Here is a 10,350-nt window from a genome sequence, read left to right on the forward strand (position 1 = left end):
AAACTAAAAATATAGAGATGAGGTAACTTTTATGGTATCGGCTAATATAAAACCACTTTCCGAATTTAAAATAGGAGAGTTTGTACAAATTGAGAAGATACAATTAGAAGGAACTATGAAACGACGCTTATTAGATTTGGGATTTATCCCGGGGGCGACGATTAAAGTATTGCAACGCAGTCCACTTGGAGATCCGGTCGCTTATCAAGTGAGCAACACAACTATTGCACTGCGTAAAGAAGAAAGCTCCCTTATTTTCGGGGTATTAATAGGAGATGATTTCAGATGAGCAAACATCGTATCGCTTTAGCTGGTAACCCGAATACAGGGAAAAGTACATTATTTAATACTTTAACAGGCTTAAAACAACATACTGGAAACTGGACGGGAAAAACTGTTTTAAAAGCTGAAGGAGAATATGAACATAACGGAAGTAATTATACATTAATAGATTTACCGGGAACTTACTCACTATACTCAAATTCCGCAGACGAAGAAGTAGCAAGGGATTATATTATATTTGAAAAACCAGAAGTAACTGTAGTTGTTATAGACGCAACTGCTATGGAAAGAAATTTAAATTTAGCACTCCAGGTGATGGAGATGACAAATAATGTAGTCATTTGCATTAACTTAATTGATGAAGCCGAGAAAAAAGGGATTGTTATCGATGAAAAGAAATTAGCAAAATCACTTGGTGTACCTGTCGTTAAAATTTCAGCACGTAACCGAGTAGGTATTGGTCATTTGCTAAATGTTATTGCAAGAGTAGCAAATAAAAAACTAATTCCAACACCAATTAAAATTACTTACAGCGAAAAAATCGAAAATATGATTCAGAAATTAGAACCACAAATTTATAAAGTGTTCGGTGATACGTATCCAGCACGTTGGATTGCGTTACGTATATTAGATGGAGATAAAAATTTCTTAACTACACTTCAAAAACACCATAATGAACCACTTGTAAGGGAGGTCGTAATTAATGGAATCTCACTCAGCCAGTAAAGCTCTTCCATTAGACTATATTATTCAACATGCACAAACACTTTCAAAAGAAGATATACGAGATGATATAGTCGGAGATATTTACCGAACATCTGCAAGCATATGTAAAGAATCTGTCCAATATACAAATACTGATAAATTATATCGTTCCGAAAAACTAGATAAAATTTTCACATCTCCAATCTGGGGATTCCCAATTATGCTCGGTATTTTATCTATTATTTTTTATCTTACAATTGCAGGCGCTAACGTACCATCTGATATGATTGCCGAATTCTTCGGATGGGCCGAAGGATATTTAACATCTTGGTTCCAAGCAGCGCATGCACCTGAATGGTTACATGGCATTTTAATACTTGGTTTGTTCCGTGGTATCGGTGCTGTTATTAGCGTTATGTTACCACCTATGGCAATCTTTTTCCCTATGTTCGCGCTATTAGAAAACTACGGATACTTACCACGTGTCGCGTTTAATATGGACCGCTTATTCAAACGATCCGGCGCACACGGGAAACAATCTTTAACAATGGCAATGGGATTTGGTTGTAATGCAGCAGCCATTATGTCAACACGTATCATTGAATCACCACGTGAACGTATGCTAGCAATTTTAACGAACAACTTCGTTCCTTGTAACGGTCGCTGGCCTATGTTAATTTTAATGGCTTCACTATTTATGGCTGCTGGTTATACAGGCAGTATGCAAACATTGGTTACTGCTGGTGTTGTAGTTGGAATGGTTGTAATTGGTGTTATTATGACATTAACCGTTTCTTGGGTACTATCAAAAACAGCCTTAAAAGGGGTTCCAACTCACTACACACTTGAGTTACCTCCGTACCGCAAGCCAAAAGTTTGGAATACAATTGTTCGCGCAACACTCGATAAATCAATCTATGTTTTAAAACGAGCTATAGTTGTTGCTGCCCCTGCGGCTGCATTAACTTGGTTACTTGCTAACATTTTTATCGGTGACACAAGCTTACTTATGTATTTTGTAAACTTCCTAGATCCATTTGCTAAAATGTTAGGACTTGACGGGTTTATTCTAGCTGCATTCATTCTTGGACTACCCGCTAATGAAATTGTAATCCCAATTTTATTAATGTCTTACTTATCAACTGGGGCTTTAACTGAAATAGATGATTTTAATCAAATTAAAAATCTATTCCTAGAAAATGGTTGGACTTGGTTAACAGCGTTAAACACAATGTTGTTCTCACTTCTTCATTTCCCGTGCGGAACAACACTTGTTAATATATACAAAGAAACAAAAAGTGCAAAATGGACATTCTTATCGTTTGCAATCCCTACCGTTATCGCCATTGTTGTTACATTCCTCTCTACACAATTGGTACATTGGTTAGGGCTTGTATAAAGCAAAGCATACATAGAAGGTATCCCCCTTCACATATGCTTTGCACGAAAGAAACCTGAAATTATTCAGGTTTCTTTTTTTGCACATCAGTATTCCACGGCTGTGCTCCATACGTTGTGAGTTTTTTATGAATAAAATATATAGTTCCTGGAAGAACTGCCATTAATATCGTGCAACTAATTCCTAATCCAGTAAACAACTTTCATCACCTTATTTCACTCTTTTCGGTAAAGCTGAACCTGAATGTTCAATTGTTGGATGAACATGAACAGTAATTTCAGCATTACTAAAGTAATTTTCGCCTTGATCCCAATTCTTACTTACCTTTTTCCACTCTTTATAATTATGTCGCTTATACACTTCCCCTAACTCTAGTACATCTACCTTATATTTTTTTTGAACAAGTTTAATTGATTTTTGAATACGCTTCTCCATTTCTTCCGATATATCCTTCTCTAAACGCTTTTCATTCAAAACCTTTTTATGATCACTAAAATGCAACTCAGCCAATGTGCCTTCCAGAGATAAATGAATATCAAACTTTGGTTTTGTAGCATTCGTTGTGGATACTTTAATTTTTCGACGTAACTTATGAATTTCATATGTAATAAGTTGATTCTTTTTACGGATGGTAAAAAAACCTCCAATTTTTTTACCTATTATATAATTCATCCCTACTGTTTCTTCCCCACTCAAATTGCCTACACACTTATTATCCTTTCCACGAAACAATGCTGCACCGTTCATTTGTACTCCTTGTTTTGTTAGTTCCAGAATAGGTAATACAAAACTTCGGTTAGAGATCATCTTTTCCTGCACCTCACCAATTCTTGCAGCCTCAATCATTTGGGCATTTTTCGGAGGGTGTTCAGCTAACATATCAATATACTGCGCCGGTAAATTTTCAGGCTTGGCACTTTGTTTTAAAATAGCTTCGGCATTTTTATTAGAAACGAACAAACGAATATTTCTTCTCATCTCATGATCGCGAATATATACATCTAACGTATTTTGTAAAATGTATGGATGTGAAAGTAATTCTTCAGAGAAAATAATTACCTGTATATGAGGGAAAAATAATGTACGACTAATTTTTTTGGCGATTATTCTTATTTGTTCAAATACACTATCTGCTTTTGCACTAACATTAATATAATTTTCGCTATCCCCACCCCCTTGTCCACCCTGTTGAGACAATTTACTGGGGAGTACCATCTGATAGGTCCCTTTCATAATTGGATTCGCTTTCTTCTCCTTCACAATATCGTAAGCCGCTCCTACTACAAATCCTCTTTCTTCTATCTCTTCTAACTCAGAACACCCACTCATAAATCCAGTTAAAGCCATAACCATTATAATTTTAAGAAGGTGTTTCATTTCCACCATTCCTTCTTTTTATTTTATATACAATTAAAACGAGCAAAGGTGCTAACACAACAAACCCCATATCTATCCAAGCTAAATAAGTCCCATAACTTGATAAAGCATTCAAACTACTAGGTATCATATTCACCATAAAAATAATAGGGGCACTTATGAAAATAAAAATTTGTTTCTTCACTTTCGGAAACATAGCACAAAACAATAAAGATGCAACGTCATAATACATTGCTGTAGTGTTATAAATAGTAATAATCCAAGTCGTAAAAAAAATCGCATCAAACCTTTCTAAAAATCCTCCACCAATTTCAATTTCTTTCCCTAATTCAATTGTTGGATATGTCAATCCACGTGTTGTCATATACGTAAAAACACTAATACAAGTTACATAAATTAAAATGTATGACAGCACGTTTACCATCACCGCTTTCGCGACTGCCATTGGCGCTTTTTTCGCTGTCTTATCATTCAGCAACACCGCATAAAATAAAGCTACTTCAAATCCAATAAACGTAAAAATAGAATTTTTAACTCCAACAGCATATTGACTTACTTTCGTTTGAAAAGCTGGTAGTAAATTATTTATTTCCATTAAATTTATATTTAATAAAGAAAGAAGTACTATCGCAATTAAAACAATAGGTAAGAATAAAACATTTAACCTTAATAAGGCTGCTCTTGATCCTGCTATTCCATAAATAACAACTAATAAAAAGAAGAAAGACAGTAGTTGTATTGGTGTATCACTAAATAAATACGTTTGAGAAATAACTGAAATCATTCGCGATTCATATGCTGTCAAAGCAGCGAACGTTAATACTAAAATGCTACTAATTGTGTATGCAACAGGCTTCGTCAAATGCGCACTCGTATATTGAACAAAATTTTGTTTCGGAAATAAGATAGCCACTCTCGTCACAAACCAACCTAAAACTGCACAGATCAATCCACCCAAAAGCAAAATAATCCAACCGTCCGAAAATAAAGTTTGGTTAGCAATATCTCTTGGCATAGACAATGCCCCTATACCAATAATGGTCGATGATACCGCAAACCCAATTTCCCGAGATCCAATCTCTTCATCGCCATACTCAAATGGTTTCAATTATTTTCGCTCCTTTGGACGTATTGTAGAATCTTTTGTTTGTAAGTACTCCGGTCTATCTTTCAACATCGCTTTTGGTATGCGAATAAATTCTTCTTTCCAATCTTTATAAAATGCAGGAGCAATTGGAGTTGTATACGGTATACCAACACTTGTTAAATTTGTAATATGAACAGCAAGTGCAATCAGAGCTAGAATGATTCCATACAACCCAAAAGCAGTTGCAGCTAATACAAAGACGAAAAGTAAAATCCGGAACGTAATCGTAATACTATATACAGGAAGCGAGAACGTAGCAATCGCAGTAACTGCAATAATAATAACTAAAAACGGATTTACAATTCCTGCATTTACCGCAGCTTCTCCAATTACAAGACCTCCTACAATCCCTATCGTTTGTCCCATTGGTTTGGGCAATCGGATTCCAGCTTCTCGTATTAATTCCATAGTCAAGGCCATCATTAACGTTTCAATATATGCTGGGAACGGAACACCTTCCCTCGCACCTGCAATTGAATAAGCCAGTTTAGAAGGAATAAGTCCTTGATGATAAGATACAAGTGCTACATACATAGCTGGTAACAAAACCGCAATTATGCCTGAACCCATACGTAAAAATCTTAATAACGTTCCAATCACCCAGCGCTCGTAATGATCTTCTACAGATTGAAAAATATCAACAAACACAAGTGGTGCAATAAGAGCAAACGGGGATCCGTCTACTAAAATGGCCGCCTTCCCTTTCGCTAATGAGGCTATAATATTATCAGGCCTCTCTGTATTCAAAAACTGTGGAAATGGGGATAAATTATTATCCTGAATTAATTGTTCAATCGTACCTGTTTCCAAAACGACATCTGTCACTATTGATTGAAGACGGCGATCTAACTCTTTTACAATGTGAGGATTAATAATATCTTCTATATATACTAGGGTTACTTCTTTCTGCGATCGCTTCCCCATAATATAAGATTGGAACCTCAACTTTGGATCGCGTAAGCTGCGTCGGATTAACATTTTATTCACATTAATATCTTCATTTAATCCAACTCTCGGTCCACGTATTAAATCTTCTGTCACTGGTGGTTCTAAACTTCGCTTCTCCCAAGCCCTACTATTAATAATGATAGCGGTTTGAATATTATCAATTAATATAACTGTATCTCCCGCTAAAATCGCATTTATAATATCCGGAAATGTTGTCTTCTTACCCACTTCCGCAATAGAAATAAAACGATCCAATAACGTCTGAACGACAGCCGCTTCATTTTGCACTTCTTCATATTGAAGAGTACGAACTACATATTTATAAACATTATCCTTGTCTGTTAACCCACATAAAAATACAACCGCACAACGTGTAAAACTCCCAGCAAGAGCAACTTCTCTAATTGTTAAATCATTAGGTGAACCTAACTCATCCCTAATTTCTTTCATAACTTCAAATAAGTTACCTTCAAGCTCTAACAATTTCCCCACCTAACTTCCTTTTCAACAAGTTTTTAGTTAGATTCCGCTAATTGAAGAAAATATATACAAAAAAGAGCTATCTCTTTTCAAAGATAGCTCTAATAAAGTAAAACTTTAATCAACCCTCACCAATCGGGCTTTTACAGGCAGCAGGGCCCCCACCTAACTTCTTTGCTTCCGCTGAATTTTGAGGTGGGGGTCTTACTGCTTGTTAATGCGGGATAAACGAATTACTTTTCCACTATTATAGTGTTTTTCTTTATAAATACACCTTTTGTAAATCCACTGACTCCAAACATCACAATTATATTAATTAGCAATGCGACTATACCTACATTCAAATCTTTTATATACTGCGGGAAACTCGGAAACATCGTGGCTATAGTTGAACCAGATAAGGTAATATATGCGACCACTAATAGCCCAACTCCCATTCCTGTAATAGCTCCTTGCTTCGTAATAATTTGACGTGGAAACAAACTACATACAAGTGCAGGGAAAAGTTGTGTAACGATACTGTATCCCATTAATAGAAGCGCTCCTATCGTTTCTCCTCCTTTAAATGTAAATAAAACTGCCACGAGCGTTACTACAGGCACAAATAATTTTGCCATCTTAGCAACTTGTCTATCTGAAGCAGCTGGAACTATCGTTCGATAAATATTTTTCGCTAACAATGTAGAAGCCGCCATAACAAGCATCGAACCCGGAACCAATGCCGTTAATACTCCCGCACTACCAATAATTCCAATAAACCAAGGGTCAAACGTTTGAAGAGCAAGTCTGAACAATGAAAGGTCTACATCCCCTCCTTTTAATCCCGGAACCTGTAATATAGCAGCAAATCCTGCAAAAAATACGAAAAGTAAAACTAAAGAATACAATGGCATAATTGCTGCATTTTTACGAAATACTTTTTCATTTTTTGCAGAAAAAGCAGAAGCAAATGTATGAGGCCACATATAGAAACCGAGGGCCGTTAATATAATAGTAGAAACAAACCAAGAAATACTCATTCCTTCTTCAGGTAAAGATAAAAATCCCGGTTTCGCTGCCTCTACAGCCTCAAACATCGGCTGAAATCCTCCATAATAATGATACGGTAAATATATACCTAAAAACATAACGATAAACAGTATCATAATATCCTTCAAAGCAGCCGTCCAAGCCGAACCATGTATACCTGAAACCATTACATATATAGTTATAACAATAGCACCAATCCAAACCGCAACAACAGGTGACACCCTTCCGTAAGAAGCTTCTGAAACGATAATTCCCAGTCCTTTTAACTGTAAAACAAGATATGGGATGATGGAAACAACACCAACAATTGAAACAATAATCCCAAGCGCTTTACTTCTATATTTCTTCGCAAAAAAATCCGACTGTGAAACAAGGTTATGCTCTTTCGCATACTTCCAAATCGGTGGCAATAAAAAATACGATAAAAGATAAGCTAAAGCGCCATAGCCTAAAATATAAAAGGTAGGTGCTCCTTTACTATACGCCCAGCCACTTCCTCCCAAAAATGTAAACGTCGTATAAATTTCACCTGCCATAAGGAGAAAAACAAAAATAGTGCCAAACCCTCTTCCCCCAACTGACCATTGCTCTAAATTCATATCTTTTCCATGTTGTGCCCGAATCCCTAAAAATAGTGCGAGAAACAAAAATAAAATAATGATAAGTAATGCAGTCATTTTACATCCTCCTTATTAGCAGGATCAAACACGTACACAAGCCCCATACAAAAAGATGTAATAAACACTGATAATAATACCCAAAATAATAAAAATGGCATCCCTAATACGTAAGGAGTAACTGAATTCGCAAATATTGGCCCAACTACTAAACAAAGAACTGGGATAAGCGCTAGAATGTGTATTTTCTTCATCTCATTCTCCTTTACTTATAAATTTCATAATGGCTGATACAAAGACTTCCACTCCAATCGGTAATGCATCTTCGTCAATCGTAAAACGAGGGTGATGGTGAGGATATATAATACCTTTCTCTTTATTTCCCGCTCCGATAAAAAAGAATGTCCCCGGTGCCTTTTGTAAAAACGCTGAAAAATCTTCTCCAGCCATCGTCGGCTGTAAACGAACAACTCTATCCCTTCCATAAAGTTGTAAGGCCGTTTGTTCAATAAGCTCTGTAGCTTCATAGTCATTTACAACTGGTCGATACCCATATTCATATGAAAATGTATATTTCGCTCCGTAAGATTCCGTAATATGCTTCACAATCCGCTCAATCTTCTTCTCTGTTTCACCTCGTAATTCATGTCTTAAACTTCTCACTGTCCCTTCAATCTCGGCTTGCTCTGGTATTACATTATGAGTTGTCCCCGCATGAAATTGCGTAACAGATATTACGAGAGAATCTAATGGATTCGTGAGGCGAGATACAATTTGCTGAAGTTGCGAAACGACTTGTGTTCCGATTGCAATACTATCCACCGTTTCATGAGGGATTCCAGCATGTCCACCTTTTCCCTCTATCTTAATTTTAAAAACATCCGGTGCAGCCATTGCAGGACCATAAATAACACCTATTTTCCCAACCTCTAACGACGCCCAAAGGTGAGCACCAATAATATAATCCACACCTTCCATTACACCTGCAGCAACCATCTCCTCTGCACCACCAGGAAAATTCTCTTCAGCATGTTGGAATAGAAAACGAATCTCCCCTTTAATCTTCTCTCTTTCTTCTACTAACTTATATACAACCCCAAGTAATATCGCTATATGTCCATCATGACCACATGCATGCATTACACCTTTATATGTAGAAATAAAATCAAACTCATTTTCTTCATGAATAGGAAGAGCATCCATATCGGCGCGAATCGCAACTGTTTTGCCCGGATGTTTACCTACTAACTTTGCCATCACACTATATTTAGTCGGTCGTGACACTTCTAAACATGGAAATTTCCGAAGTATATCGAACACAAACTGCGATGTTTTTTCTTCTTGAAAAGATAACTCTGGATACTTATGAAAATGCCTTCTCCACTCAACTAACTGATTTTTTAACAAAACAAGTTCCTTTGCAACATCCATTTCTCTTCTCCCCTTCTTCACCAAGTTAAATGTTATTATAACGTGAATTGTTAACTTTTAAAAGAATGTTCTGAATTTTCAGTGATGATAAACTAAAAAGAAAAAGCCATCCAAAAGATGACTTTTTCATTATTATAGAATAGTAATTGCTTGTTTTCCCATTTGCTCCCAAGCTTTCTCAAATTCTGCTCGCGGAACAGCCAAACGTGGATTATTTTTAAGAGGATCATTTACATATACAAAGTTTTGATCATATCCAATTACTACTGCACTATGCTCATAATATGTAATTTTCACTTCGCCTGAACTCGTATTCCATGTTTCAAAACTACTTTCAGCTAGCGGCTTAAACGTCGTATTAATAATGACCCATACCGGAGAGCCTGAACTAATTACTTTATATATATCTTGCATGTCTCTACCTGTTAAATTAATTACTTTTTCAGGAACATATTTTTCTGCTAAATCAAAGATTGGTTTATTGTACACACCATATCCAGGCTCTGCCTTTGTATAAATATTTCCCACAAATCCCTCGTAAGGATTTCCACGCAAACCATTTTGTTCAAATGGAACACGATGAATTTCGCTAGCAAGTTGCATCTTATCTACTTGTACACCTTTATATTGCAGCAACATAGCTAAACTTGTCACTTCACATCCTCGAGGTAATTCTGGCAATTGTTTAATAAACGGAACATCTTCAATCATAGCTGCTTCTTTCATTTCAGATAGAAATTCTAGGCGTAGAACTTGCGCCTTTTGCATGATTTTATCTTTCCCTATAAAAAACGCAGCAGCAATTATAATCCCAAAAACAAAAAGATATTTTAACTTTTTCATTATAAACAAAACTCCATTAATTATTATTTTACAGACACAACTCTTATCATTGTACCCTTCTTCTTACTAGTTTGCTAGAAAGATCATGTGAA

General features: G+C 36.1%; 11 protein-coding genes. 3 read left to right on the forward strand and 8 right to left on the reverse strand.

The window, feature by feature from the left end:
* The first annotated feature begins 31 nt into the window (after window positions 1-31).
* From ACQGS6_RS17330 to ACQGS6_RS17340, 3 genes are read left to right on the forward strand one after another with little or no spacing between them, the layout of a single operon-like run.
* Window positions 32-289: a FeoA family protein gene (locus ACQGS6_RS17330; protein WP_000252982.1), complete on the forward strand. Its 258-nt coding sequence runs from the start codon at window positions 32-34 to the stop codon at window positions 287-289.
* The gene (locus ACQGS6_RS17335; RefSeq protein ID WP_000033870.1) at window positions 286-1,008 is read left to right on the forward strand and encodes a FeoB small GTPase domain-containing protein; all 723 of its coding nucleotides are present in this window, start codon (window positions 286-288) and stop codon (window positions 1,006-1,008) included. The genes ACQGS6_RS17330 and ACQGS6_RS17335 overlap by 4 nt, the downstream gene beginning before the upstream one ends.
* Window positions 986-2,386 carry a nucleoside recognition domain-containing protein gene (locus ACQGS6_RS17340; protein WP_000443602.1) on the forward strand — a complete coding sequence of 467 codons (1,401 nt, stop codon included), beginning with the start codon at window positions 986-988 and terminating at the stop codon, window positions 2,384-2,386. Before ACQGS6_RS17335 ends, ACQGS6_RS17340 begins: the two co-directional genes overlap by 23 nt.
* 61 nt (window positions 2,387-2,447) lie before the next feature.
* Here the strand turns inward: ACQGS6_RS17340 and ACQGS6_RS17345 are convergent, their stop codons facing one another.
* The 8 genes from ACQGS6_RS17345 to ACQGS6_RS17380 form a co-directional block, all read right to left on the reverse strand.
* Window positions 2,448-2,585: a hypothetical protein gene (locus ACQGS6_RS17345; protein WP_000493997.1), complete on the reverse strand. Its 138-nt coding sequence runs from the start codon at window positions 2,583-2,585 to the stop codon at window positions 2,448-2,450.
* An 11-nt stretch (window positions 2,586-2,596) separates the two neighbouring features.
* The gene (gerLC, locus tag ACQGS6_RS17350; RefSeq protein WP_000681631.1) at window positions 2,597-3,763 is read right to left on the reverse strand and encodes a spore germination protein GerLC; all 1,167 of its coding nucleotides are present in this window, start codon (window positions 3,761-3,763) and stop codon (window positions 2,597-2,599) included.
* Window positions 3,747-4,871: a spore germination protein GerLB gene (gerLB, locus tag ACQGS6_RS17355; protein ID WP_000802007.1), complete on the reverse strand. Its 1,125-nt coding sequence runs from the start codon at window positions 4,869-4,871 to the stop codon at window positions 3,747-3,749. Before gerLB ends, gerLC begins: the two co-directional genes overlap by 17 nt.
* A complete protein-coding gene (gene gerLA / locus ACQGS6_RS17360; RefSeq protein ID WP_002004436.1) occupies window positions 4,872-6,350 on the reverse strand; it encodes a spore germination protein GerLA in 1,479 nt (492 codons plus the stop codon).
* A 221-nt stretch (window positions 6,351-6,571) separates the two neighbouring features.
* Window positions 6,572-8,044 carry a sodium:solute symporter family protein gene (locus tag ACQGS6_RS17365; protein WP_426965353.1) on the reverse strand — a complete coding sequence of 491 codons (1,473 nt, stop codon included), beginning with the start codon at window positions 8,042-8,044 and terminating at the stop codon, window positions 6,572-6,574.
* Window positions 8,041-8,238: a DUF3311 domain-containing protein gene (locus ACQGS6_RS17370; protein WP_000719833.1), complete on the reverse strand. Its 198-nt coding sequence runs from the start codon at window positions 8,236-8,238 to the stop codon at window positions 8,041-8,043. Before ACQGS6_RS17370 ends, ACQGS6_RS17365 begins: the two co-directional genes overlap by 4 nt.
* A gap of 1 nt (window position 8,239) precedes the next feature.
* Complete coding sequence (locus ACQGS6_RS17375; RefSeq protein WP_000382089.1) at window positions 8,240-9,415, reverse strand: amidohydrolase; 1,176 nt, start codon at window positions 9,413-9,415, stop codon at window positions 8,240-8,242.
* Window positions 9,416-9,547: 132 nt separating this feature from the next.
* Window positions 9,548-10,258: a C39 family peptidase gene (locus ACQGS6_RS17380; RefSeq protein ID WP_000734482.1), complete on the reverse strand. Its 711-nt coding sequence runs from the start codon at window positions 10,256-10,258 to the stop codon at window positions 9,548-9,550.
* Between the last annotated feature and the right edge of the window lie 92 nt (window positions 10,259-10,350).

The sequence above is a fragment of the Bacillus sp. GMs2/2 genome, from assembly GCF_050172095.1.
In the GTDB taxonomy this organism is placed as follows: domain Bacteria; phylum Bacillota; class Bacilli; order Bacillales; family Bacillaceae_G; genus Bacillus_A; species Bacillus_A cereus.